The sequence below is a fragment of the uncultured Mucilaginibacter sp. genome (genome assembly GCF_903893715.1).
GTDB lineage: Bacteria > Bacteroidota > Bacteroidia > Sphingobacteriales > Sphingobacteriaceae > Mucilaginibacter.
This window is the reverse complement of the sequence record NZ_CAITNG010000094.1, coordinates 15362-40545: the sequence shown is the minus strand read 5'-3', so window position 1 is coordinate 40545 and position 25184 is coordinate 15362. Positions and strand designations below refer to the sequence as shown.

At 45.4% G+C, this 25184-nt stretch carries 21 protein-coding genes and 1 tRNA gene; 7 read left to right on the top strand and 15 right to left on the bottom strand.

All coding sequences use genetic code 11. From position 1 onward, the window contains the following. From QZX97_RS10650 to QZX97_RS10610, 9 genes are all read right to left on the bottom strand, one after another. A complete protein-coding gene (locus QZX97_RS10650) occupies window positions 1-1887 on the bottom strand; it encodes a cbb3-type cytochrome c oxidase subunit I (RefSeq protein ID WP_295649896.1) in 1887 nt (628 codons plus the stop codon). Between the two features lie 18 nt (window positions 1888-1905). Next, window positions 1906-3093: a cytochrome c oxidase subunit II gene (locus QZX97_RS10645; RefSeq protein WP_295649899.1), complete on the bottom strand. Its 1188-nt coding sequence runs from the start codon at window positions 3091-3093 to the stop codon at window positions 1906-1908. A 40-nt stretch (window positions 3094-3133) separates the two neighbouring features. After that, entirely contained in the window at window positions 3134-4396 is a 1263-nt protein-coding gene (locus QZX97_RS10640; RefSeq protein WP_295649902.1) for a quinol:cytochrome C oxidoreductase, read from the bottom strand. Window positions 4397-4410: 14 nt separating this feature from the next. Continuing rightward, the gene (locus QZX97_RS10635; protein WP_295649905.1) at window positions 4411-4995 is read right to left on the bottom strand and encodes a cytochrome c; all 585 of its coding nucleotides are present in this window, start codon (window positions 4993-4995) and stop codon (window positions 4411-4413) included. Continuing rightward, window positions 4979-5515, bottom strand: a complete 537-nt coding sequence (locus QZX97_RS10630; RefSeq protein WP_295649907.1) for a DUF3341 domain-containing protein — start codon at window positions 5513-5515, stop codon at window positions 4979-4981. Before QZX97_RS10630 ends, QZX97_RS10635 begins: the two co-directional genes overlap by 17 nt. Before the next feature lie 2 nt (window positions 5516-5517). Next, entirely contained in the window at window positions 5518-6990 is a 1473-nt protein-coding gene (gene nrfD / locus QZX97_RS10625) for an NrfD/PsrC family molybdoenzyme membrane anchor subunit (RefSeq protein WP_295649910.1), read from the bottom strand. A 31-nt stretch (window positions 6991-7021) separates the two neighbouring features. After that, a complete protein-coding gene (locus QZX97_RS10620; protein ID WP_295649912.1) occupies window positions 7022-10081 on the bottom strand; it encodes a TAT-variant-translocated molybdopterin oxidoreductase in 3060 nt (1019 codons plus the stop codon). A gap of 40 nt (window positions 10082-10121) precedes the next feature. After that, the gene (locus QZX97_RS10615; protein ID WP_363152340.1) at window positions 10122-11336 is read right to left on the bottom strand and encodes a cytochrome c3 family protein; all 1215 of its coding nucleotides are present in this window, start codon (window positions 11334-11336) and stop codon (window positions 10122-10124) included. Between the two features lie 339 nt (window positions 11337-11675). Beyond that, complete coding sequence (locus QZX97_RS10610; RefSeq protein WP_295649918.1) at window positions 11676-12656, bottom strand: deoxyhypusine synthase family protein; 981 nt, start codon at window positions 12654-12656, stop codon at window positions 11676-11678. A 161-nt stretch (window positions 12657-12817) separates the two neighbouring features. Between QZX97_RS10610 and QZX97_RS10605 the strand changes: the two genes are divergently transcribed. The 3 genes from QZX97_RS10605 (at window position 12818) to QZX97_RS10595 (ending at window position 15925) form a co-directional block, all read left to right on the top strand. Then, window positions 12818-13960 (top strand): polymerase, encoded by a 1143-nt coding sequence (locus QZX97_RS10605; protein WP_295649921.1) that lies wholly within the window; start codon window positions 12818-12820, stop codon window positions 13958-13960. A gap of 182 nt (window positions 13961-14142) precedes the next feature. Continuing rightward, window positions 14143-15144: a PAS domain S-box protein gene (locus QZX97_RS10600; protein WP_295649924.1), complete on the top strand. Its 1002-nt coding sequence runs from the start codon at window positions 14143-14145 to the stop codon at window positions 15142-15144. A gap of 64 nt (window positions 15145-15208) precedes the next feature. Further along, window positions 15209-15925: a basic secretory protein-like protein gene (locus QZX97_RS10595; RefSeq protein WP_295649927.1), complete on the top strand. Its 717-nt coding sequence runs from the start codon at window positions 15209-15211 to the stop codon at window positions 15923-15925. 227 nt (window positions 15926-16152) lie between these two features. On the opposite strand, the gene QZX97_RS10590 is transcribed toward QZX97_RS10595, so the two are convergent. After that, a complete protein-coding gene (locus QZX97_RS10590) occupies window positions 16153-17454 on the bottom strand; it encodes an aminotransferase class V-fold PLP-dependent enzyme (RefSeq protein ID WP_295649930.1) in 1302 nt (433 codons plus the stop codon). 190 nt (window positions 17455-17644) lie between these two features. Here QZX97_RS10590 and QZX97_RS10585 point away from each other — a divergent pair, with 190 nt between their 5' ends. After that, complete coding sequence (locus QZX97_RS10585; protein WP_295649933.1) at window positions 17645-19522, top strand: PAS domain-containing sensor histidine kinase; 1878 nt, start codon at window positions 17645-17647, stop codon at window positions 19520-19522. Window positions 19523-19686: 164 nt separating this feature from the next. Beyond that, the gene (locus QZX97_RS10580; protein WP_295649935.1) at window positions 19687-20787 is read left to right on the top strand and encodes a zinc-dependent alcohol dehydrogenase family protein; all 1101 of its coding nucleotides are present in this window, start codon (window positions 19687-19689) and stop codon (window positions 20785-20787) included. Window positions 20788-20987: 200 nt separating this feature from the next. Here QZX97_RS10580 and QZX97_RS10575 read toward each other — a convergent pair. Beyond that, window positions 20988-21061 (bottom strand) — tRNA-Asn (locus QZX97_RS10575). A gap of 113 nt (window positions 21062-21174) precedes the next feature. Beyond that, a complete protein-coding gene (locus QZX97_RS19100) occupies window positions 21175-21465 on the bottom strand; it encodes a GIY-YIG nuclease family protein (protein ID WP_363152335.1) in 291 nt (96 codons plus the stop codon). A gap of 185 nt (window positions 21466-21650) precedes the next feature. Between QZX97_RS19100 and QZX97_RS10570 the strand changes: the two genes are divergently transcribed. Both QZX97_RS10570 and QZX97_RS10565 read left to right on the top strand, forming a co-directional pair. Further along, the gene (locus QZX97_RS10570) at window positions 21651-22568 is read left to right on the top strand and encodes a PfkB family carbohydrate kinase (protein WP_295649938.1); all 918 of its coding nucleotides are present in this window, start codon (window positions 21651-21653) and stop codon (window positions 22566-22568) included. 18 nt (window positions 22569-22586) lie between these two features. Then, the gene (locus QZX97_RS10565) at window positions 22587-23561 is read left to right on the top strand and encodes an aldo/keto reductase (RefSeq protein ID WP_295649940.1); all 975 of its coding nucleotides are present in this window, start codon (window positions 22587-22589) and stop codon (window positions 23559-23561) included. 434 nt (window positions 23562-23995) lie between these two features. On the opposite strand, the gene QZX97_RS10560 is transcribed toward QZX97_RS10565, so the two are convergent. From QZX97_RS10560 to QZX97_RS10550, 3 genes are all read right to left on the bottom strand, one after another. After that, a complete protein-coding gene (locus QZX97_RS10560; protein ID WP_295649945.1) occupies window positions 23996-24283 on the bottom strand; it encodes a hypothetical protein in 288 nt (95 codons plus the stop codon). Then, window positions 24264-24758, bottom strand: coding sequence for an HpaII family restriction endonuclease (locus QZX97_RS10555; RefSeq protein ID WP_295649947.1), 495 nt, complete (start codon window positions 24756-24758; stop codon window positions 24264-24266). Before QZX97_RS10555 ends, QZX97_RS10560 begins: the two co-directional genes overlap by 20 nt. A gap of 66 nt (window positions 24759-24824) precedes the next feature. After that, on the bottom strand, window positions 24825-25175 hold the full coding sequence (locus QZX97_RS10550; protein ID WP_295664644.1) for an HNH endonuclease: 351 nt from the start codon (window positions 25173-25175) through the stop codon (window positions 24825-24827). Between the last annotated feature and the right edge of the window lie 9 nt (window positions 25176-25184).

The window sequence follows — 25184 nt, the reverse complement described above, 5'->3', positions numbered from 1 at the left end:
TTATTTTACTTCTTCGCGGGGCGGATTGGCTATTTGCCATTTTTTGAATGCCTCCAGACCGGCCTCGTTATCCTCAAAATCGTGCGACAAATTCGAACTCATTGTTTCCGAATAGGGTACGGTTTGAGGGATAAAATCTTCATGATGTCCCGGCTTGCTGTAATCGTAAGGCCAACGGTAAACGGTTGGTATTTCGCCCGGCCAGTTCCCATGTAAATGCTCTACAGGGGCTGTCCATTCCAAAGTATTCGAACCCCATGGGTTTTGCGTTGTTTTTTTACCCCAGAATATCGAATAAACAAAGTTGAACAGGAAAGCTATTTGTGCCACTCCCGACATGATTGCTGCCCATGTGATAAATACGTTAACCGACAACCAGCGTGCCATCGACGGGAACTCCGTAAAGGCATAATATCTACGTGGCACGCCATCAAGGCCCATAAAGTGCATCGGGAAGAACACCAGGTAAGCACCTATAAAGGTTAACCAGAAGTGCAGGTATCCCAATTTTTCGTCCATTAAACGACCAAACATTTTAGGGAACCAATGGTAAACACCGGCCAACATACCAAATATAGCAGCCGAACCCATTACCAGGTGGAAGTGGGCAACCACAAAGTAAGTATCGTGCAGGTTAATGTCCAAAGCGGCGTTACCTAAAAACAGACCGGTTAAACCACCGGATATAAAGAATGACACCAAACCGATTGCGAATAGCATGGCAGGCGTAAACCTGATGTTACCGCGCCACAGGGTAGCCAAATAGTTGAATGTTTTTACAGCCGATGGTACCGCGATGATCAGGGTCGTTATCATGAACACACCGCCCAGGAACGGGTTCATACCCGTAACAAACATGTGGTGCCCCCATACTATGAACGATAGAACCGATATACCGATCAACGAGTAAACCATGGCATGATAACCAAAAATCGGCTTACGCGAGTTGGTCGAGATAATTTCGGATGATATACCCAATGCAGGCATAATTACGATGTATACTTCGGGGTGGCCCAGGAACCAGAATAAGTGTTCGAACAATATCGGACTACCACCTTCGAAAGGCATTACCTGCCCTTGAACAACAATTTCGGACAGGTAGAAACTTGTACCAAAACTACGGTCGAATATCAGCAATACTACACCAGCAACCAATACCGGGAAAGACAATACTCCTAATATAGCTGTTAAAAAGAACGCCCAGATGGTCAATGGCATTTTCCAAAGGTCCATGCCTTTGGTACGCATGTTCAATACAGTACTTACATAGTTGATACCACCCATTAGCGATGATGCTACGAACAATACCATACTGATGAGCCATAGGGTCATACCTTCGCCCGAACCCGGCATAGCTTTTGGCAATGCTGATAAGGGAGGATAAATAGTCCAGCCACCGCTTGCAGGACCTTTTTGTACAAAGAATGAGGATAGCATGATCACACTGGCCAAAAAGAACGCCCAGTACGAAAGCATGTTTAAAAATGGCGATGCCATATCCCTTGCGCCTAATTGCAATGGGATGAGCAGGTTACTAAAAGTACCGCTCAAACCGGCCGTTAATACAAAGAACACCATGATGGTACCGTGTATGGTAACCAGCGACATGTAAAAGTTAGGGTCGATGCGGCCTTCCGGAGCAAAACGCCCCAACAGGGTGTGCAATAAAGGGAATGTTTTATCGGGATAAGCCAACTGTATACGGAAGAGGATAGACAATGTCATCGCAATAAACGCCATGGTAATCCCTGTAATCAGGAATTGTTTGGCGATCATTTTATGATCCTGACTAAATACGTATTTAGTTAAAAAAGTATCGTGGTGATGATGTTCGTGATCGTGATCATGACTTTCAACCCCATGATCGTGAACTGCTAATGTTGACATAATCGCTATCTTAGTATATTAATTATTTAATGCTAATCTGTTTTGGGCCGGTGCTTGTGGTTGGTTTGCATCCACCATCTTTAGTTCCTTTTTCAAAGCATCGTTCAAATAAGGTTTTTGATGGGCAAGCCACGCTTCGTATTCCGACTCGGTAACCACACGCACAATTTTTTGCATGTTATAGTGGGCGCCTCCGCAAATTTTGTTGCAATATAAAAGGTACTCAAATTTACCGTCATCTAACCTGCTGCGCATATCCATTGTGGTAATGGTTGGTGTAAATTTAAAGTAGGTAGGCAAGCCCGGTACCGCGTTGATCTGCACGCGGAAGTGCGGCATGTACACGCTATGTATCACATCCTGCGCAATAATGTTTAACCTTACCGGCCTGTTAACGGGCAATACAATGGTATCGGCAACCAAATCGTCAAAGCTGGCCTGATCTTTAAAATCAACACCAATTTTGTTCGTGGCTGTAGTAAGTTTGTAATCCTTTGCACCCAATTTGCCATCCTTGCCGGGATAACGTATTTCCCATGCAAACTGATGGCCGGTAATATCAATGTTCATGGCGGGCATATCACCTTTTACATCATTGCTGTTGGTAATGGTTTTCCAGGTAAAAAAGCCGGTAATCACCAACACGGTCAAAACGATGGCCGGTATAACGGTCCATATTTTTTCGATGGTGTTGTTATGGGGGTAAAAGTAGGCTTTACGTTTATCCGACCCGCGGTAAATGAAAGCAAAACCGAACAGACATATCTGGGTAAGTACAAAAACGATTACCGTAATACCAAAGGTTACCATAAACATGTTATCGATATCAACACCGTGTTTAGATGCTGCTTCGGGCAATGTCATGGTGCCTTGTACGGTAAACTCCCAATATGCACCATAAAGCCCTGCTATCAGGAACACTATGAACAGGATGCCCATTATATTGTTCCAGTTGATCGGCTTTTTACCTTGTATTTGTGATGTTAAATCGTAAACACGCAGTATTTTACCTACAATGCCAACAATAATGGCTACCAGTACAAAAAGCAGCACATAGTAACCTACACCAATCCACATGGCACTGTCGCCATCTGCTGCGGCGGGAGCGGCAGGCGCAGTTTGTGCCATCGCGGTAGCTGTACCAAACAAAAGCATTGCAGCTGCAGCTGATAATGTTTTAAACCTGAATATATTTTTGAATGCCATTCTATCGTTTTTTTGGTATCCTGATATGTATAACCTTTAATTAAATGTGGTGATGAAGACTCTCTTGTAAAAAAGGGTGCTTTTTGGGTATAGTTGATTGGAACTTGCTCAGCGCGTTCAACATCAGGAAGGTGAACAAACCAGCGAAGCCCAATGCGATTCCGATTTCTTCTACACCAAAGCTACGGCCCTGGGCACCTACTGTACCCGGCATAATCATCATATAATAATCTAACCAGTGACCGCACAACAGCAATATACAAACATATTTTACACGCGGTATCATGCGTTTGTAATCCCTTGCCATCAACAATAATATCGGGGCCAGGAAGTTGATGATAATATTTAACCAGAACCATGGTTTAAACTCAGGCTCCCAGCGTTTGTAAAAATAAACAGCTTCTTCGGGTAAGTTGGCGTAGTAAATCAACAGGAACTGCGCGAACCATACGTACGTCCAGAAGATAGAGAAACCGAATATCAATTGGCCTAAGTTGTGGATATGGTCTTCGCTTACCCAGCTAAAGTAGCCCTTTTGTTTTAACAAGATGAGCACCAAGGTTATGGCGCACAAACCGCTCACCCACATGGCCGCAAAGTTATACCAGCCAAACATGGTAGAGAACCAACGCGCTTCTAACGACATAATGGTATCAAAAGCGAAAATCGGGGTGGTAAAACCAAATATCACCAAAAATATACAAGCCATTTTAAAGCTCTTGTTGTAGTTAAACATACCGCCCAACGTGTCTTCGTTGTTCGAGTATTTTACCAGCAACCAACCAAAAATGCTATATACGCCCAGAAATACTATTAAACGACCAAAAAAGAAAGGGATATTTAAGAACGATGATTTACCGGCAATAATTTTATCGTAAACCTCGCTGTGCGGATCTGTTACCCCTTTTGCAGCCCATATTTTATATAGGTATGGCACGATAACCGTTTTGCCTTCTTCGTTAACAAAAGGATGGGTAAAATATAAACCTGCGGCGGCTATCAATATCAATACCAAAGCCGCTATAGGCAATACCTTGGCAAATGCCTGCGGAACACGCAACAACGATGCCGACCAACCGGCCTGCGCAACATACTGTACAGCGCAAAAGAACACGCCGGCCATACAAACGCAGGCAAAGTAATAACCCATTAATAACAGGTTGGAAAACGTACGTTCGGTATGTCCCATGAAAAAACCATAAGCTATGGCAACAATGCCTATGGCAATACCTATTAAGCTCAAGTTTTTGGCCCTGCCTCCAAATTCGAACTTTTCGTCAAAACTACTATGATGAGTTCCCATTAATATAAATAATCTTATAAAGTTTGTAAATGATGAACATACATGATCACTTTCCAACGCTCGTCGGGGTTTAGCTGCGAAGCGTACGACCCCATTGCATTAACACCATAAGTAACTGTATGGTAAATTTTCCCATCGGTAAGGTCTTTCATAGCACCACCACGCGATGACATACCTTTTGAATACGATGGCGGCGGCGGAAAGCCATGTTGTGTTACTATACCATCGCCTTGTCCGTTCTCGCCGTGGCAAGGTGAACAAAATGTAATGAACAACTCTTTACCATCGGCAAAATTTTGCGCGGTTTGCGGCAATGGGCTTTTAACCTCGGTGCCGGCCAACTCGTACCCATCTTTGGTATTCGGGTAATCAAACCTTACAAAACCAACTGGGGTTGTACCAGCCGGCGGCAATTGCGCGGTTTTACCATCCTTAAAGTTTGGATTTTTTTGGTCAGGGTCGTATGCAATGTGTTCATACATATTAGGGGCATATTCCCATCCCGTGCTCCGTTTATCTTTACACGAGGTAACAAACAACGAAACGGTAACAGTAATGACCGCTGCACCCAATATTTTAATTTTATTCATAGCTAACATATTTTCTGTCGTTGTGCTTAACTTCTACAGCACCTGCTTCTTTTAATATATTCGTAATATCCTCGTGGGGGATGTTTCCTTTAGCATCTATCGCAATCACAAACCTGTCGTTGGTTGCCCTTAGGTCCATTACCCTCGGCGTGCGGCCCGGGAACAGGTGCGTTGCGTAAAAAAACGTGGCCACCATACCAAAGGCGGTAAACAATACGGTCCACTCGAAAGTGATTGGAACAAAATCCGGAATAGCGAAGTGTGGCTTACCGCCGATGTTTTGAGGCCAATCGTGCACCAGCATGTAATACAACATACTGAAAGCTACCGTACCGCCGGTACAGCCAAACATAAATGCCGCATAACCTAAACGCGAGTCTTTGATACCCAATTTAGCGTCGATACCGTGGATAGGCATTGGCGTATAAACATCGTAAATAGGGACGCTGTTTTCCTGTAATTTATGGATCCCGTTCATCATTTCGTCGGGATCATCAAAAAGGCCTAATATAAATTTTGTACTACTCATGCTTATACTTTTTGGTAATCTGCCATTTCCACACTATCAAACTTCTCTAACGATTCTTTGTAAAATTGAACCTGTTCAGCGTCCTGGTGCCCATCGGTCAGGATTTTCTTTTTGGCTTGCTCGCTCGATGATTTGAGCAGCAATTTAACTTCAGCCATAGCTACAGAGGGCAGCACACGGATAAACAACAGGAACAAGGTAAAGAACACACCGATAGAACCGATGAAAATACTTACCTCAACCCATGTTGGATGGAACATTGCCCAGCTCGATGGGATATAATCGCGGTGCAGCGAGGTTACGATAATTACGAAACGCTCGAACCACATACCAATGTTTACCACGATAGATAATACCCACGAGAACGGAATGCTGGTACGCCATTTTTTTACCCAGAACAACTGCGGCGATATCACGTTACAGCTCATCATACTCCAGTATGCCCACCAGTACGGACCCGTAGCACGGTTGATGAACGCGTATTGCTCATATTCCACACCCGAATACCAGGCGATGAAGAACTCTGTTAAATAAGCCACACCTACTATCGAACCGGTCAGGATGATGATCTTGTTCATCGACTCGATGTGGAACATGGTGATATAGTTTTCTAATCCTAATACTTTACGTGTTACCAATAACAGCGTTTGCACCATGGCAAAACCCGAAAAGATAGCACCCGCAACGAAGTATGGCGGGAAAATAGTGGTATGCCAGCCCGGCTCCAACGATGTGGCAAAGTCCATCGATACAATAGTGTGAACAGAAAGTACAAGCGGTGTTGATATACCGGCCAAAATCAACGACACGGTTTCGAAACGTTGCCATGTTTTTACCGAACCTGTCCAACCGAAAGACAAGGTAGAATAAATTTTTTGGCGCCAGCCTTTTGCACGGTCGCGGATGGTAGCGATATCTGGCAATAAACCGGTGTACCAGAATACTAATGATACAGAGAAGTATGTCGAGATAGCGAATACGTCCCAAATCAATGGTGAGTTAAAGTTTACCCAAAGCGAACCATATTGGTTGGGCAATGGTAACGAATAAACAGCCATCCACGGGCGGCCCATGTGCGCTACGATATAAGTAGCCGCGCAAATAACCGCGAAGATGGTCATCGCCTCGGCCGAGCGGTTAATGGAGTTACGCCAGTTTTGACGGAAGAGCAATAACACGGCCGAAATCAAGGTTCCGGCGTGGCCGATACCTACCCACCACACGAAACCGGTGATATCCCAGGCCCAGCCTACTGTTTTGTTCAAACCCCATTCGCCGATACCGAACCAAAATGTCCAGCTTACAGCAAACACCCACAGCGATGCTGCTATTGATGAGATGATAAAGCCAATCCACCAGGCTTTGGTAGGTGTATTTTCAACCGGGGCCAATACATCGTCAGTTATCTTGGCATAGGTTATATCTGTGCCGGTAATTAACGGTTCCCTGATTATCGATTCGCTATGAGATGCCATATATATTTATCTCTTTGTATTGATGTATAAATTAAGCTTCAGTTTCTTTGGTATTCCTTACCTTAACCTGGTAACCAATACCCGGCTGTACGTTTAGTTCTTCCAATACGTAATAAGTCCTTTCGCTCTTCAATGCACGGGCAACTTCCGATGTTTCATCGTTCAGGTTACCAAACACGATAGCGTTTGTTGGGCAGGTTTGCTGGCAAGCCATTTTGATGTCGCCATCCTTAACGGGGCGTTTTTCAATTTTAGCTTTCAATTTGCCGGCTTGTATACGTTGGATACACATAGAGCATTTTTCCATTACCCCACGGAAACGTGTTACCACATCCGGGTTTAATACCAATTGTGTATGCTCGTTGTTCAGGTAGTTGTCAAAGCGACTGTCGTTCCAGTAGTTGAACCAGTTAAAACGGCGCACTTTGTACGGGCAGTTGTTAGCGCAGTAACGTGTACCTACGCAACGGTTATAGGCCATGTGGTTGATACCTTCGCTCGAGTGAACGGTTGCCAATACCGGGCAAACAGTTTCGCAAGGTGCATGGTCGCAATGTTGGCACAGCATGGGTTGGTAAACAACCGATACATGGTCAAGGTTATCTAATTTATCGATTTCCTTTTCCTTAGTTACGTTCTCGTTAAAGCTGTAGTAACGGTCAATACGTATCCAGTGCATTTCGCGGCGGCGACGAACTTCGTCTTTACCTACAACAGGCACGTTGTTTTCGGCGTTACAAGCAACCACGCAGGCACCGCAACCGGTACAGGCGTTCAGGTCGATAGCCATTACCCAGTTGTATTGCGGGCGTTCGTACTCATCCCATAAGGTATAAGTTTTATGCTCGCGTTCGCTTCGGTTGCCCGATGAAGCGTCTTTCACATATTTATCGAAAGTAGTTTCCTGTATAACAGTACGGCCTTCGTATGAGTGGTGCGTTTGTGTTTGAGCGAGCGTATAAACGTCGCCTGTTTTTTCTATCGAAGCAACAGCGGCAGTTTGCATAGTGCCGTTACGGTACGAATAGAAAGGGAATGCGTTTTGACCCGCGCCGTTACCTACCGGACCAGCCAATGTGCGGCCATAACCCACAGCTACCGAAACAGTACCTTGAGCCTGTCCCGGCTGGAACAATATAGGCAATGTAACCGAGTAACCATTAACAGTAACCTTTAATACATCACCTTCTTTATAACCTAATTTCTCGCCAAATTTTGGTGCGATGGCTGCGTAGTTTTCCCAGGTAACTTTCGATACCGGGTCAGGCAGTTCCTGCAACCAGGGGTTATTTGCTTTTTTACCATCGCGCATTACCGAGCTTTGGTAAACCTGCAACTCCACTTTATCGCCATCGGCGGTAACTTCTTTGCTATGGTCTAATACTTTTTGAACTACGGCAGTCAGGTCTTTGCTAAAGGTATAGCTTGATGCTGTTTTCTCTGCGGCTTTAACAGAACCGGTTTGTAACAAAGTTTCCCAACCCTTTTGGCCTGATAAACCACCTTTTGCCAATAATTCCTTATCCCATACATTGCGCACGTAGGTATAGTAATCTTTAACCGGTGCATCGCTCCAAATCAATAAGCTTTGCTCGGCCTGGCGGGTATTATAAACCGGGTTAATGGCGGGTTGTACAATGGTATAGTAACCTTCCAGTACGTTTTCATCACCCCACGATTCGAGGTAGTGATGGTTTGGAGCGATAACGTTACACAATGAAGATGTTTCATCTCCTAATGTGCTCACACCTTCGCCGTTGTTACCGTGGTCGGAGAAGGAAACTTTCAATTTTACTTTTGCCAAAGCATCTTTAAAATCTTTAGCTAAATAATAATCATAAGCCGGGTTAGCGTTTAAGAAGAAGATGGCATCAACAGCGCCGCTCTTCATTTCGGTAACCAGGTCGGCCATTTCATGGTCGTTACCTGCAAATTGGTTCGAAGTGTTATCCAGATCGATAGTAGTGCCATAGCTGCCTAAAAGCGAGTTGATAGCATTAACTAATACTTGTGTAGCAACATCGTTTGAACCGGCAACCACCAGGGCTTTTCCTTTTGCTGCCTGTAACTCTTTAGCTGCAATCATAATCGATTTCTCAGCTACGTCGTTATTCAGTTTTTGGGTGCCCGGTAAGGTTGTGCCCGATATGGCATTATATAAAGCGATAAGCGCGATACCTTCTTCGGATGGTTTGATAGGAATACGTACGTCAGCGTTTGAGCCTGTTACGCTCATACCTGTTTCAAACTGTATATGTCGCGACATTTTTTTGCCTGCCAGCGATTTTGAGTTACGGTTTGAAACATATTGTTTCATAAACTCGGCTTGCGATATCCATGAGCCTAAAAAGTCGGCACCAAAACTTACAATTACATCGGCTTTATCAAAACGGTAGTGCGGCAATACTGCTTTACCAAAACTGTTTTGGTTGGCCTGTATGATACCGGTATACGATACGGCATCGTAGTTAAAATGTTTAGCTGTAGGATAAGCCTTTATAAAATCGGCAATAACAGCCAAAGTTGAAGGGCTGTTAACGGTTGAAGATACGATACGTATTTGTTTGCCGGCTGCCTTTATGGTTGCCAATTGCGATTTAACAAAGTAATCGACGGCATCCCAAGAAGTTTGTTCACCGTCCTTTACAGGGTTTTGTAGACGGTTAACATCATACAATTCCAAAACGGATGCCTGCGCCTGCGCGGTCAAACCACCACCCGCTAAAATGTCTGTCGGGTTACCTTCTACTTTAATAGGACGACCTTCGCGGGTTTTCACCAAAATGGCGTGCCCGTCAAAACTCGAGGTATAGTAGTTGGCTATGCCCGGGGTAATTTCTTCAGGTTTTATTAAGTATGGGATAGATTTATGCACCGGCACTTTTTCGCATGCTGCCAGCGATACGGCACCCACGCCAAAACCTAATGCCTTTAAGAAATTACGGCGCGGTGTTTTGGTCATTAAACCTGTTCCGCTCAATATTTCTTCGATAGGTATAGGCTCAGCAAATTCGTTTTTGTTTAATTCAACAAATTCGGGGCTATTGTTCAGCTCTTCTAAACCTTTCCAGTATTTTTTGTTGCTTTCCATTTAAGCTATCTAACTGTGATCGTGTTTTAAATTCTTATTATTAATAGTGGCACTTACCGCACTCGATACCGCCCAATGATGCCGCAGTAACTTTTTCGCCGCGTTTTATCTTATCGTGTACAACAATCATATTGTCGTAATAAGCGTTGCCTTTGTAGTTAACCTCGGTGCGTTTGTGGCACTGGATACACCATTTCATGGTAAGCGGAGAGTATTGATAAACTTCGCTCATGGTTTCAACCGGACCGTGGCAGGTTTGGCATTTTATGCCGGCAACCTTTACGTGTTGCGAGTGCGGGAAAAAAGCCAGATCGGGCAGGTTGTGAACGCGTACCCATTGTATAGGTGTTGCCTTGGTGCTGTCGTATTTTGAAGTTTGCGGATCGTAACCCAATGCGGTGTAAATCTTAGCGATTTCAGTCGATGGCTCTTTCGCGCCCAAACGCCTGTCGACCGCTTTGTGGCAGTTCATACAAACGTTTAACGAAGGGATGGTAGCATTTTTAGACTTGTATGCACCCGCGTGGCAATATTGGCATTGTATCTTCATTACACCGGCATGCAAATCATGCGGGAACTTGATAGGTTGCACCGGCTGATAGCCTTGGTGAACATTGGTGTTCCACAAGGTAACCCATTGCCATGTACCGCCGCATAAAACGGCACAAACCACAAAGAAACCTACCAAACGCTTGTTTTTAAGCAGCTTTTTAAATTCGGCTTTGCGGGCTGCCGATTTATCTTCTGATGGCTCAACTTCTTCAGCCGGAATATCTTTCCGGTTCAATAACAGGCGCTCTAAAGTGCCTATCACCTTATTCAATATCAGGATAACCAGAAACGCGATGATGATAACGGCTATCAAACCAAAAATTACCAGATTGCTTGGGCCCGATTCAGCAGCAGTTCCACCAGCAACTGATGCAACGGGCGTTTGGTCTTTCTTCCATTCGGCGCGTACATAAGTTAAAATATTACCTACGTCGGCATCGCTCAAGCTGGCAAAAACCGTCATGGCTTGTTGGCCATTGTCGTTAAACACCTTCATCGCTTTGGCATCTTTAGTTGCCATCAATGCCTGATTGTTTTGCACCCATTTGTACAACCACTTGTCGTCAGTTTCGGCAGTAACCACAGGTCCTAATGCAGGCCCCACCAATTTCTGATCTACCTTATGGCAAGCTGTACAATTGGCTTTAAACAGCGCTTCGCCTTTCGCGGCATCAGTTTGTGCATAAACTGCAGAACCAAGCAATGCAAACCCTATAGCAAGTAGTACAGACCTGGAAAATTGTTTTAAAATGAATGAGATATTTCTCATAAAGTATATGTATGCTGAATAATGTTTAGTTAACCGATATCAATAATTGCGAAATTGACAACAATCGCGCTATTACAGTCCACAAAAGTATAATTTATTAGACAACCGCTGACAATTTAATGACAGCAATCTATAATTTATAATCATTCTAAACTATCATTAAAAATGCCTTTATTTTATTGTTAACAGGCTTTTTTTTGAACGGCGATTGTGATTTTCGTCATATTTGTGCAAACTGGCACAAAAATTTATGCGGCCAAATTTGCAAGTTGATTATTGTTTTAGCAACCATGCGAATATCAACGGCACCACGATGGTAGCGTCGGACTCAACGATGAACTTAGGCGTATGGATATCTAATTTACCCCAGGTAATCTTCTCGTTAGGTACCGCGCCCGAATAGGAACCGTAAGAGGTAGTGGAATCGGAGATCTGACAGAAATAACTCCAAAAGGGTATTTCCGGCATTTCCATATCCTGATAAAGCATCGGCACCACGCATATTGGGAAGTCCCCGGCTATGCCCCCACCTATTTGGAAAAAGCCAACACCTTTGCCACCCGAATTTTTAGGGTACCAATCGGCCAGCCAGGCCATGTATTCTATACCGCTTTTCATGGTGGATGCTTTTATTTGGCCTTTAATAACGTATGAGGCAAAGATGTTGCCCATGGTGCTGTCTTCCCAACCCGGTACTACAATAGGCAGGTTCCGCTCGGCCGCAGCCAGCATCCACGAGTTTTTGGGGTCAATTTCATAGTACTGTTCTAATACACCGCTCAGCAGCATTTTGTACATATACTCATGCGGAAAATAACGTTCGCCTTTTTCGTCGGCATCTTTCCATATTTTATGGATGTGTTTTTGCAAGCGACGGAAAGCTTCTTCTTCGGGGATACAGGTATCGGTAACGCGGTTGTAGTGGTTTTCCAACAGGTCCCACTCGTCCTGCGGGCTCAGGTCGCGGTAATGCGGTACGCGTTTATAGTGTGAGTGTGCTACCAGGTTCATAATGTCTTCTTCGAGATTGGCACCTGTGCAGCTGATGATATCGATTTTGCCCTGGCGTATCATTTCGGCCAAACTTATGCCCAGTTCGGCAGTGCTCATGGCACCGGCAAGGGTAACCATCATTTTGCCGCCCTCCAGCAGGTGGGTTTCATACCCTTTAGCGGCATCCATTAAAGCCGCGGCATTAAAGTGCAGGTAATTTTTTTCGATAAACTGTGATATTGGTCCCCGGGTAACGCTCATGTCTGTGTTGATTTTGTGGGGCAAAAGTAAGGAAAATACGTAAATGTGCGAATGAGCAAATGTGCGGATGCGCAAATACTATGATGTCGCCATAATTCTCATTTGCACATATACAAATCTACACATTTGCACATTTACATTATATTTGTCAATTCCTTATTATGCTAAAACGTTTACTTTTTATATTATTTATTTGTTTATCGGACGTACAAACCGGTTTTGGCCAGGCAAAATACCTGCCTAAGTTTATGCGTAAAATGCTGTTTGAAACCGACAGCAGCCGCGCGGCAAGTATCATCCCCTTACCCGTTTTAAACTCGGCGCCCGAAACAGGTATCGAGTTTGGCGGGTCCATACTGTACTCCTTTTATACCGACACCATCCATCGCGATACCCATGTATCTAACGCCTTTGCTTTTGCAACCATCACCACCAAAGGGCAAAACCGCTTTGGTTTAAGCACCAGCCGCTGGCTATCGCAAAACCTTTATCATTACTCAGCGTCGTTGGGGTATATCAACTTCCCCTCGGATTTTTACGGCATTGGCAATGCCACACACCTTGCCGACGCCGAACGGATAGGCGAAAAGCGGGTCAAACTAAACTTTGGTGCCGAAAAGCTGGTAACCAAAGATATCTATGTTGGCTTCGTAGTGGGCGCGCTCACTTACCGCAGCAGCAGCGAGGAAACCAACGGCATTTTTGAAACCGACCCCCTGATACAAAACCGCGAAGGCGGCGATAACCTGTTTATAGGCCCGAGCTTTATTTTTGACAGCCGCGACAACAATACCTATACCAACACAGGCTTCCAGTTGTTAAGCAGCTATGCTTTTTACAAAGGCATATTTGGCAACAACGGTTATGACGGCGGGCTGTTCGCAATTGAAATGATGCAGTATAACCGGCTGAGTAAAAAATTAAACCTGGCCTTTGATGTATACGATACCAACCTCATCGGCACACAGGAGCCTTTTTACCTGCTGCCTGCTTTAGGCAGCGACGAGCTGATGCGCGGCTATTATAATGGCCGCTACCGCGATAAAAACTACGTGGCCTGTCAGGCCGAACTGCGCTACCGCATTACCCAACGCGTAGGCCTCAACTTTTTTGGCGGCACGGGTACGGTCTTCCACGACGTATTCACCTTCAACGAGCTGAAACCCAATTACGGTGGCGGCCTTCGCTACTTTTTTGATGTGGAAAAAGGCCTGGACGTACGCATGGATTATGCCTTTGGCGAGCAGCGCCCCGGCGAACCACGCCAAAGTGGCTTTTACATAGGCCTGGGCGAAGCTTTTTGATTTCGGCTTTGCCAATGAGGCTTGTCGGTTGATCAAAGCCTTCCATACCAAACTATAAACACTTTAGCGGCTTTTGTGGATAAATAATACATAGTTGGCACTCAAATTTTATCAATTTTGCAACAGCGTTTAATATGTCTTGAAATGGCTTTAAACGCTTTAATCCCCGTAATTAGTAGACTATGTATCGCGATAAGCTTAAGTATTATGTATTGGTTATTGGGAAAAGCGAATCGGATTATAAGCTGATCGAACAATACCTCAACGTGAAAATGTTGGGGCCAAGCGTCTATCATCTCACAGATTTTCAGGATGCAAAAACCAACACCAAAATTTTAAGTACCCGCTTTGATGCCATCGTGCTCGACCTTGTTTTACCCGACCTCGGTGCCGAAGACCTGATAAAGGAAGTTGTAGCATTTGCCAACAATGCAGCCGTTATTATACTAACCGATTACGCCAACATGGAGTTCAGCATACGCTCGGTATCGTTGGGCATAGCCGACTACCTGCTGAAAGACGACGTGAACGCCACGCTGCTATACAAAAGCATTGTATTTAACATCGAGCGCAAACGGCTCAACAGCGCCATCCGCGAAAGCGAAGAAAAATACAAGTTCCTGTTCCAGAACAGCCCGAGCCCCATGCTGATTTGGGATATCGAAACCCTCAGCATATTAGACAGCAATGAGGAAGCCGAAAAAAAATTCGGTTATTCAAGAGCCGAGTTCCTGACCCTCACTATTGCCAACCTGCGGCCCGCCGAAGACATAGCCAAAATGGCCACCGCTTTTCAAAACGTCGAAGCCGGCGTTAAGGTTTTTAAGAAGGCCTGGCGCCAACTCAAAAAAACCGGCGAAATGATGTTTATGGATGTTACCGGCCGACAGGTTGACTATCATGGTAAAGCGGTAATTATAGCTCAGCTTACCGACATTACCGAAAAACTGAAGTATGTGAGCCTGGTTGAGGAACAAAACTTTAACCTCCGCGAGATAGCCTGGACCCAAAGCCACATGGTACGCGCTCCCCTGGTTCGCATTATGGGGCTCACATCCATTATGAGGAACTACAAAAACATCAGCCCCGAAGTAACAGAGCTCATCGAGTTTTTGGAAATATCCTCCAATGAACTGGATATGGTTACCCGCGATATTATTGATCTGACGAAGATGCAGGAATGATCGTTCATTGTTGATGTTTCATGGCGGGGATATTTTATCTTTACAGAAACAATACAAAATCAATATGAACCTGGCCAGTATATTAAAACCTGCAACCTTGTTGTTATTGTTAGTAGCCGCCTCGCATACCTTCGCTCAAAGCAGGAGGTGGTGGGACGATACCTCGATGATAAGCAACAAACAGACCTTGCAAAAGGACGGGCTGACCTTGTTTTATTATGATAACTCCGAAAATTTCGACCCGCAGGTAAAACAACACCTTATTGATGCTTTTTTTACCGTTTACCCGGCCGAGCGCAAGCGCTTTAACATGCAGGCATCGGCAACGGTGGTATTTGTTATCGACACGGGCTACCATGGGGTGGCGGCTACGTCGGGGCATATTGTACGCTTTAACCCCGATTGGTTTAAAAAGCATCCCGAAGATATTGACGTGGTAACCCATGAAGTAATGCATATTGTACAAAGCTATGGCGACAACCATGTGCCGGGCTGGCTTACCGAGGGCATTGCCGATTATGTGCGCTATAAATTTGGCATAAACAATGATGCGTCGGGCTGGAAACTGACCGACTTTAAACCCACCCAAAGCTATACCAATGCCTACCGCATTACCGCCCACTTTTTGGTTTGGGCCGAAAAACATAAAAACCCCGGCCTGGTAGACACGCTGGACGGTGCCATGAGGCAGGGCATCTACACGTCAGAACTATGGCAACAACTTACCGGTAAGAACGTTGACGAGCTTTGGGCGGAGTATAGCGCAAATCCGGAGATATAAAGACCTTAGTGGGGAGTGCAATTATGCTTGCTGCAGGTGCAGACTATACTCATATCCGTCCGTACACTCTGTCTACGGACACCAGTATAAGATAAATATTATCCACTCTTGTTTTCTTGTCAATCCTGCCAAAATTCCATATAATGCATATCACCGAAAATGTAAAACATTAAAGGCAGCAGGATGGCTCGTACTTTGAAATTGTTCTTACTTCCACCCCACCCCTGTTACTTGGCCTTGGCGGCAATTTCGGTGATGGCGCGGACGAGTTTGTCGAGGTCGGGCAGGGTGGTGTATACGTGCGGGGTAATGCGCACGCAGCTGATGTTTTCAATGACGATTCCGACTGTATGTATCTTGTATTGGTTAAACAATGCACCATCTACTTCGCCGGGCGTCATACCATCAATGCTCACGCCACAAATGGCGCAGCTGTACTCGGGTTTTAGCGAGGTGTGGAGCTTAACTTTGGGGATGTGCTGTACCTTTTCGGCCCAGTAGTTTTTGAGGTAGCGGATGCGCTCTTCTTTGCGTTTACTGCCTATAGCCAGCTGGAAGTTAACGGCTTCCCCAATGCCTTGCTCAATAGGGAAACTACGGGTGCCTATGTTCTCGAACTTGCGGATATCGGGGCCCTGCGGGTTATCGTCGCACAACAGTGGCATTACTTTGCTGATGTGCTCCTTTTTTATCCAGAGCATACCGCTGCCAATAGGTGCCGAAAGGAACTTGTGCAGGCTGGTGCCAAAGTAGTCGCAGCCCAGGTCGGGTATGTTATAGTCGAGCAGGCCAAAGCTGTGGGCGCCGTCGCATATCACCTCGATGCCCCGGGCGTGGGCCATATCGGCAATTTTGCGTACCGGCATAATTTGCCCTACCCAATTGATGACATGGGTAACGTGGATGAGTTTGGTTTTTGGCGTAATGGCATCGCGATAAGCTTTAACAATCATCTCGTCGTCTTCAATGGGGAAGTCGAAGCTGATTTGCTTGTATACTACGCCTTCGCGCAGGGCACGCTGCTTGTAAGCCTGCATCATGTGGGGGTAGTCTTGTTTGGTGCCAATCACCTCATCGCCGGCTTTTAGCGGCAGGCCGTAGATGATGGTGTTGAGGGCTTCGGTGGCGTTACGGTCGACGGCGATTTCGTCGGGCAGGGCGCCGGCGAGCAAGGCGAGTTTTTCGCGCAGGGGCTCGCGGCCCTGGTCGAGTATACGCCACATGTAGTAGCTCGGCCCCTGGTTGCTCAATTGGTTATAGCGCTCAACCGCCTGTTGCACTACCAATGGCGATGGCGATACGCCGCCGTTGTTGAGGATGATGATATCGGGGTTAACGGTATATGAGCGTTGTATGGTAGCCCAAAAGTCTTCGTCCATTGCGGCCTGTGCGGGGGTGAGGTGGGCGATGCGTTTTTCGGCGATGCGCCATTCTTCGGCATGGGCCTGGTTAAACAAACTGGTAGCACTAAAGGCGCCGGTAAGCACCGCGGCCTGTTTGATGAATGTCCTTCGGTTATTAGCTGTCATGATAGAACGAATTTAGTGTATTATCCGGCCAAAAACAATAATGCTCATCCGATGTTGCTAAGCCAGGATCGTAACTTGTATCAAATAGGAGATAATTTACTTTTTAATATTTCTATATTTACATTTGTCTGGTTTAGTAAACACTATTATTACTATTATTTTTATACCACCCATTCCAAAAAAAGGTAAAATGCCTTCAAACCAATATTCCGAAAACGGCGAGCAACAACACACAACCAACCAGGAATGGATGAAGTTTTTTGATGCGATGGACGAGGTTTTCTTTTCGTACGATTGGGTAAATACGAAACTCATACAGGTATCGCACGGCTGCGAAATACTGTACGGTTACAAAGCTGCCGACTTTTTTGCCAACGACGGGCTGTGGTTGGAGCTGATACACCCCGATGACCGGCATATTGTGGCGGGCGAGGATGAAAGATTAAAGCAAGGCAATCAGGTAGTCAACCAATTACGCATTATCCGTAAAGATGGAACCGTGCGATGGGTTGAGCGGAAGATAGTACCCACGTTGGACGAGGCCGGTAAGCTGATACGTACCGATGGCATAGTAAGGGATATCACCAATCGCAAAGAGTCGGATGAAAAACACGTGCAAAGCGACTCGTTTTACCGCCGGATAGTTGAGATAGCGCAAGAGGGTATCTGGATAATGAACGAAAATGATATTACCACTTTTGTGAACCAGAAGTTGGCGGATATTTTAGGATACACCGTGGACGAGATTATAGGTAAAACTCCCTATGATTTTATGAGCCCGGCAGAACAAGCCCGGGCCAAGGTACGTATTGGCGAGAGAAAGCAGGGCCATAAAGCCATTACCGACGCCATTTATGTGGCAAAAAACGGGAAGGAAGTTTTGACCAATTTATCGGCCAACCCCATTTTGGATGATAACGGACAATACAAAGGCGCATTGGCCATGATAACCGATATTACCCAACAAAGACTGGATGAGGAGTCGTTGCGGAAATCGGAAGCCAACCTGCGTACCATATTCGATAATACCGATACCTCGTATGTGCTGATCAACGATGATATGACCATCCTTTCGTTTAATGGTTTGGCCCAAAAGTATTCGCAGGCCCAAAACGGGAAAGATCTGGTAATAAACCAATCGGTAAGGGATTATTTTTTGCCCGAAAGGCTGCCGTATATATTGGAGATACTTGAAAAAGTAAAGCGCGACGGAATAGCTGATTATGAGCTCACGTTTACAAAAAGCGATGGCACTGTAAAATGGCACAACGTTAGGTGGCTTATTGTAAAAAACAACGAAGGCCAACACTGCGGGTATATATTGTCTAATAAGGACATAACGGAAGCTAAACTGGCCGCGCTTGAACGGGAACGCATTACAACCGACCTGATACAACACAACAAAGACCTGGAGCAGTTTACATATATCATTTCGCACAACCTGCGGGCACCGGTTGCTAATATCATCGGGCTTACCGAAATATTGAGCGAACCCGTATTGGACGCTGAAATGAAGCACGAAATTGCCCAACGTATATCGCTATCGATTAAGAGTGTTGATGCAGTGATCAGCGATTTGAACCACATTCTACAGGCTCGCAAACCAGGGCGCGAAGTAAAGGAAAGTGTTGTTTTTGAAGACATTTGCACCGATATCAAGCAAAGCATCTCGGATGTTATACGCAGGGAAAAAGTGCAGATAATTTGCTCGTTTGAAGAAGTTGGCGACATCTATACCATCAGGAGCTATATGTACAGTATATTTTATAACCTGGTTACCAACAGTATAAAGTATTGCATTCCGGGTACGGCCCCTTTTATCACCATAAAAAGTTTTAAGTTACAGAACAAAATCGAGTTGCGTTTTAAAGACAATGGTAAAGGGATAGATTTACAAAAGAACGGGCATAACCTGTTTGGCCTTTACAAACGTTTTGATACTACCGTAGAAGGCAAGGGCATGGGTTTGTTTATGGTGAAAACCCAGGTGGAGGCTTTGGGCGGAACGATACGGATTGATAGTAAGCTCGGCGAAGGGACAGAGTTCATCATGCAGTTCAGCGTTTAGGGAGCGTTAATATTTAGCGCATAGTTTTTAGTTTTTTGAAAGCTTGTAGATTTATTGGATTAGGTAAACTATCATTTTTAATAATGACGACCGTCATTTATCGGGTGGATTTATCATCGCACCTTTACTCTATCTAAATTATCTCCTATTAAAAACCAAAAATTATGGAAACATTAGTGCACCCGGGTGAAACCATCCCGGAAAAGAATTTACCTGCTTTAGGGACAATGAAGGCCCTTGTATTTCACGGGCCGGGGAAAAAATCGTTTGAAGATAAACCTATCCCGACCATTAAAGCACCAACGGACGCTATTGTTAAGATATTAAAAACGACGATTTGCGGCACCGACCTGCATATTATGAAGGGCGATGTACCAACAGTTACCGACGGACGAATTATAGGCCACGAAGGTGTGGGTATTATTGACCAGGTGGGAAGTGGTGTTACAAACTTTAAAAATGGCGACCATGTCATCATTTCGTGCATCACATCGTGCGGCAAATGCGAGTATTGCAAAAGGGGTATGTACTCGCACTGTACTGATGGCGGATGGATATTGGGCAATACCATAGATGGTACCCAGGCTGAGTATGTGCGCATACCACATGCCGACAACAGCTTGTACCCAATACCCGCCGGTGCCGATGAAGAAGCACTGGTAATGCTGAGCGATATTTTACCTACCGGCTATGAATGTGGCGTGTTGAATGGTCAGGTAAAACCCGGCGACGTTGTTGCTATTGTTGGCGCAGGCCCTGTTGGTTTGGCCGCTTTGCTAACCGCGCAATTTTACTCGCCTGCCGAAATCATCATGATTGATCAGGACGACAACCGGTTGGAAGTAGCCAAAAAGTTTGGCGCTACAAAAACCGTGAACAGTGCTACGGTAAACGGCGTGGAAACCGTAATGGTACTCACCGATGGCAAAGGCGTTGACGTAGCCATTGAAGCTGTAGGTATTCCGGCTACTTTTGACATGTGCCAATCCATTATTGCTCCGGGTGGCCACATAGCCAATATAGGTGTACACGGCAAAAGTGTAACGTTGCATTTGGAAACCTTGTGGTCGCAAAACGTAACTATTACCACGCGTTTGGTGGATACGGTGACTACTCCATTGCTGTTGAAAACTGTGCAGTCCAAAAAAATAGAGCCCAATAACCTGATCACCCACCATTTCAGGTTAGATCAGGTAATGGAAGCTTACGAAACTTTTGGGAACGCGGCTAAAGAAAGAGCGTTAAAGGTTATTATGACGGCCTGAGGAATGTTTATAAAGTACACGCAGGCCTCTACAGCAGCAGGTGGCGTATGCTTTATTACACATTACTTTGTCAGATGTATCAGGCAGTACGCGACAATAGTGCACGCTATACCCGCTACAACTGACGTCGATAGCTCACTAACCCTCATCTCCAATCAACAAAAAAGCCACTCAGAAATTTCTAAGTGGCTTTTTAAGTGCTCCTGAGGCTGGGCTCGAACCAGCGACCCTCTGATTAACAGTCAGATGCTCTAACCGGCTGAGCTACTCAGGAGTGTTTTCCGGTTTGGAGTGTGCAAAAGTATGACTTTTGTGTTTATTTCGCAACGTTTGTTTTAAAATTTTCATAAAACATTGACAATGATTGTTCTATAAGGTTATTTTATCCTAACCGGGGTATCTAATTCGAAGTTTTTCTGTTATTTCCGGGTATTCGTTTAACGACCGATAATATTTTGTCGACCTCATTTTTTTAAGATGCGATTCTATATTAACCGCTTGCTTCCTGCTAATGCATTCAATAACATAGTATATTTCCCAGGGTATTCCGGCCTTTGTTGCCGAATTGGCAAATGTTGCTGAATTGTGCTTTTCCAAACGCTGATCCAAATTCCCGGTTTGCCCGACATAATATTTGCCGGAGGTTGGCGAGTATAGTATGTAAACATAAAAAGTCATTGATTATGAAATCGAAGATAGATAAGTTTCGCAGCGACCTTCTGATTAACAGTCAGATGCTCCCCCGATAGCTATCGGGGCCGGCTGAGCTACTCAGGAGTGTTTTCCGGTTTGGAGTGTGCAAAAGTATGATTATCCAGCTAAATTCACAATATTTGCCAAGAAATTTTTTTAAGACATATTTTATGAGTTTAGTTGTTATTGGAACCGTTGCTTTTGATGCCATTGAGACCCCTTTTGGTAAAACTGATAAGATAGTAGGCGGTGCCGCCACCTACGCCAGTTTGGCCGCTTCTTACTTTTACGACGAGGTAAAAATAGTCGCCGTTGTTGGCGACGATTTCCCGCAGGCCGAAATCAGGAACCTCAACAACCACCACATCAATACCGAAGGCCTGCAGATAAAGCAGGGCGAAAAGTCCTTCTTTTGGGCCGGTAAGTACCATAACGACATGAACAGCCGCGATACTTTGGTAACCGAACTCAACGTATTGGCCGATTTCGACCCCATCATACCCGAATCGTATCAGGACTGCGAATACCTCATGCTGGGCAACCTCACACCCAAAATACAGCAAACGGTCATCAACCGCATGCACAAGCGCCCTAAACTCATCGTGATGGACACCATGAACTTTTGGATGGACATTGCCATGGACGACCTGCTCCAGACCCTTAAAATGGTGGACGTGCTGGCCATTAACGACAGCGAGGCCCGCCAACTATCCGGCGAATACTCGCTGGTAAAGGCTGCCGACAAAATTTTGACCATGGGCCCAAAATACCTCATCATCAAAAAAGGCGAACACGGCGCGCTGCTGTTCAGCAATGGGCAAATCTTCTCGGCACCGGCATTGCCGTTGGCCGAAGTGTTCGACCCGACAGGTGCCGGCGATACCTTTGCGGGCGGCTTTATCGGTTACCTGGCCAAGGTGGGCACCATCAACTTCAACAATATGAAGAACGCCATCATTTACGGCTCGGCACTGGCATCGTTCTGTGTGGAGAAGTTTGGCACCGAGCGTTTGCTCAACCTAACCCCTCAGGATGTGTCGGCCCGTATCGGCGAGTTTGTCAAACTGTCCAAGTTCGAAATCCTTTAATACCCCATTACCGCTACCATGAAGTACAGGCAATTAGGCAATACCGGCGAACAGCTTTCGGCCATTGGCCTGGGCTGCATGACCATGTCGCACGGCTATGGTGGGTACGACGATGTGGAGTCCATCAAAACCCTGCACCTCTCGCTCGACCTCGGCATCAACTTTTGGGACACCGCCGATATTTACGGCCCGCAAACCAACGAGTTGCTCGTATCAAAAGTGTTGGCGCCCAACCGTGATAAGATATTCCTGGCCACCAAGTTTGGCTTTCAGCACCTGGGGGTAAACACCCGCGGGTTCGACGGTTCGCCCGCCTATGCAAAAAAAGCCATCGAAGCCAGCCTTAAGCGCCTCAATACCGACCATATCGACCTTTACTACGCCCACCGCATCGACCCGAACGTACCCGTGGAAGAAATGGTAGGCGGCATGGCCCAACTGGTTAAAGAAGGCAAGGTACGTTACCTCGGCCTGTCCGAAGCATCGGCACAGAGCCTTAGGCGCGCCTGCACCGTACACCCCATTGCCGCCCTGCAAAGCGAGTACTCGCTCATCACCCGCGACCCGGAAGGCCCTATCCTCGAAACCTGCCGTGAACTGGGCATCGGCTTTATCCCTTTCAGCCCGCTATCGCGCGGCCTGTTTGCCAATACGCCCATTACCTTTGCCGAGCACGACTTCCGCCTTACCATACCCCGTTTTCAGGGCGAATACTACCAAAACAACGTAGCCCTTGCCGCCGCGCTGGCCCAATTGGCAGCCGATAAAGGCTACACCGCCGCCCAACTGGCACTGGCTTGGGTGCTGGCACAAGGCGAAGACATGATACCCATCCCCGGCACCAAAAGGCAGCACTACCTGCGCGAAGACGTGGCCGCCGCCAACATCAACCTAACACCAACCGACCTCGCCGACATCGACGCCCTATTGGCCCGCTACCCCAACACCGGCCCACGCTACACCCCCGCCGGCATGACCATGGTGAACAGGTAACCTGAACGCTATGGGTATTTATGGGTGTTATATTTTTTGTCATTGCGAGCGCAGCGCGGCAATCTCAAAGGATAGGTAGCTGACATGCGCGGTTCGAGACCTTTCTCTGAGATTGCTTCGTACCTCGCAATGACATTTTTAAAAATATTGGTAAATATGGGTGTTCTTCAAAAAAAAATCTATTTGTTACCAATACCCAACATCTCTCTTGCTCCTTTATATGGCATTAAATCCCCGCTTTCTACTTGCTGTAACGACTTCTTAACACCATTGATAACATACGCAGGATACACGTCGGTTTGTTTCCGCAGGGCACCAACATATGGATAAATAAGGGTGTTCTTCAAAACATTTTCCATCTTACATCATAGCCTATGGGTAAATATGGGTATCTTGATAAACTGTTCCAACCTTACAAATTACAAAAGCCAATACTAAAACCACAACCATAAAGATAACGAAAATCCCGCAAAAGCGCAAGTTTCGGCTACACTTTCAAACTCGTGCCAGGTGGGGTCAAGGTCATCATCAAAGGTGGCGGGTATCAGGCTCGGCATACCAAAATCTTTCACGTAAAAATAGTTTTCATCAATCAGTTTAGACCGGATAAGTGCTTCAACTTCCGCTAATTCTAAATGGCCGGGATTGTCAAAAACCACCTCACCAAAAGTTTTGTAATTGCCGCTATCACGATAGAGGTAGCTAAATTTGATGTTGGGCATTGGGGGAAAAGCTTATTTGGAGCGGGAGTATCAGATAGTAATCGTTTTTTTCGACGGGAAGTAAATCGAATAAGGTATTGTTCATTAAAAACTCATGATGGCCTTTAAGATAAAAAGCCATGTAGTCGTTACCATTCCAAATTGTATGAGTTTTCATTCCAGAAAGCAACGCCGTAAAAAGCCTAATCAATCTGCTTTCGTAAAATAAATGCCCGTGACTTAAATCAAAGTTGTGCGGGTTGATTTCCTTTAAAACCTTCAAGAGTTCCGAAACTTTTGACATGCCTGTTTGATATTGATAGTACAGAGTAAATGCAAGCAGTTCGGGCAAATGTGACTCAAGATTCCTCAACTTAACCTCGAAACATTCCGACAGTATGCCCAAAAATTTCACTTCGCGTTTGCGCTGATAAACAAACTTTGTACTCTCTTCTGCATTTAATATCGGTTTCGAAAAGTCGATAAGGTTTTTCACGCATTTTGGTTTGAGTAAGCAAAAGTACGTGGGTGGAAAATTTTGTCAATCGGATATAAGTGAACTTTAGGATTTAAAGCACTCTTGATTATGAATTTTTAGGAACTCAATATCAGGCGAGAACTTTTTAGGCGTTATCAGTTCATTCCCATCAAAATCAATAAAATTACGCTTGATACTCTCAATAGCTTTTTGCTTGAGCAAGATGGGCGAAATCTTGATTCTATAATCTTCGGTAACAGTAATTAATCCTCTGTCAAAAGCTTTATCGTGTAGAGCATTTAACGCCAATCCATTTTTAGGATTTAGTTGATTATCCTTGCTTTTACTCCACGGTAAAATATGGCTTGCTACTAAAAGCTCGGCAACGTTAATGCCCGTTATACAACATTTGCTGTCAAAATTTGTGAGTACCAATTTTCTGAA

What these genes read in the sequence shown, in the direction of transcription:
- QZX97_RS10565 (WP_295649940.1), top strand. Translation starts at nt 22,587, where the DNA reads ATGAAGTACAGGCAATTAGGCAATACCGGCGAACAGCTTTCGGCCATT.
- QZX97_RS10595 (WP_295649927.1), top strand. Translation starts at nt 15,209, where the DNA reads ATGAACCTGGCCAGTATATTAAAACCTGCAACCTTGTTGTTATTGTTA.
- QZX97_RS10650 (WP_295649896.1), bottom strand. Translation starts at nt 1,887, where the DNA reads ATGTCAACATTAGCAGTTCACGATCATGGGGTTGAAAGTCATGATCAC.
- QZX97_RS19100 (WP_363152335.1), bottom strand. Translation starts at nt 21,465, where the DNA reads ATGACTTTTTATGTTTACATACTATACTCGCCAACCTCCGGCAAATAT.
- QZX97_RS10590 (WP_295649930.1), bottom strand. Translation starts at nt 17,454, where the DNA reads ATGACAGCTAATAACCGAAGGACATTCATCAAACAGGCCGCGGTGCTT.
- QZX97_RS10635 (WP_295649905.1), bottom strand. Translation starts at nt 4,995, where the DNA reads ATGTTAGCTATGAATAAAATTAAAATATTGGGTGCAGCGGTCATTACT.
- QZX97_RS10640 (WP_295649902.1), bottom strand. Translation starts at nt 4,396, where the DNA reads ATGGGAACTCATCATAGTAGTTTTGACGAAAAGTTCGAATTTGGAGGC.
- QZX97_RS10560 (WP_295649945.1), bottom strand. Translation starts at nt 24,283, where the DNA reads ATGCCCAACATCAAATTTAGCTACCTCTATCGTGATAGCGGCAATTAC.
- QZX97_RS10600 (WP_295649924.1), top strand. Translation starts at nt 14,143, where the DNA reads ATGTATCGCGATAAGCTTAAGTATTATGTATTGGTTATTGGGAAAAGC.
- QZX97_RS10585 (WP_295649933.1), top strand. Translation starts at nt 17,645, where the DNA reads ATGCCTTCAAACCAATATTCCGAAAACGGCGAGCAACAACACACAACC.
- QZX97_RS10620 (WP_295649912.1), bottom strand. Translation starts at nt 10,081, where the DNA reads ATGGAAAGCAACAAAAAATACTGGAAAGGTTTAGAAGAGCTGAACAAT.
- QZX97_RS10645 (WP_295649899.1), bottom strand. Translation starts at nt 3,093, where the DNA reads ATGGCATTCAAAAATATATTCAGGTTTAAAACATTATCAGCTGCAGCT.
- QZX97_RS10630 (WP_295649907.1), bottom strand. Translation starts at nt 5,515, where the DNA reads ATGAGTAGTACAAAATTTATATTAGGCCTTTTTGATGATCCCGACGAA.
- QZX97_RS10605 (WP_295649921.1), top strand. Translation starts at nt 12,818, where the DNA reads ATGCTAAAACGTTTACTTTTTATATTATTTATTTGTTTATCGGACGTA.
- QZX97_RS10570 (WP_295649938.1), top strand. Translation starts at nt 21,651, where the DNA reads ATGAGTTTAGTTGTTATTGGAACCGTTGCTTTTGATGCCATTGAGACC.
- QZX97_RS10580 (WP_295649935.1), top strand. Translation starts at nt 19,687, where the DNA reads ATGGAAACATTAGTGCACCCGGGTGAAACCATCCCGGAAAAGAATTTA.
- nrfD (WP_295649910.1), bottom strand. Translation starts at nt 6,990, where the DNA reads ATGGCATCTCATAGCGAATCGATAATCAGGGAACCGTTAATTACCGGC.
- QZX97_RS10610 (WP_295649918.1), bottom strand. Translation starts at nt 12,656, where the DNA reads ATGAGCGTTACCCGGGGACCAATATCACAGTTTATCGAAAAAAATTAC.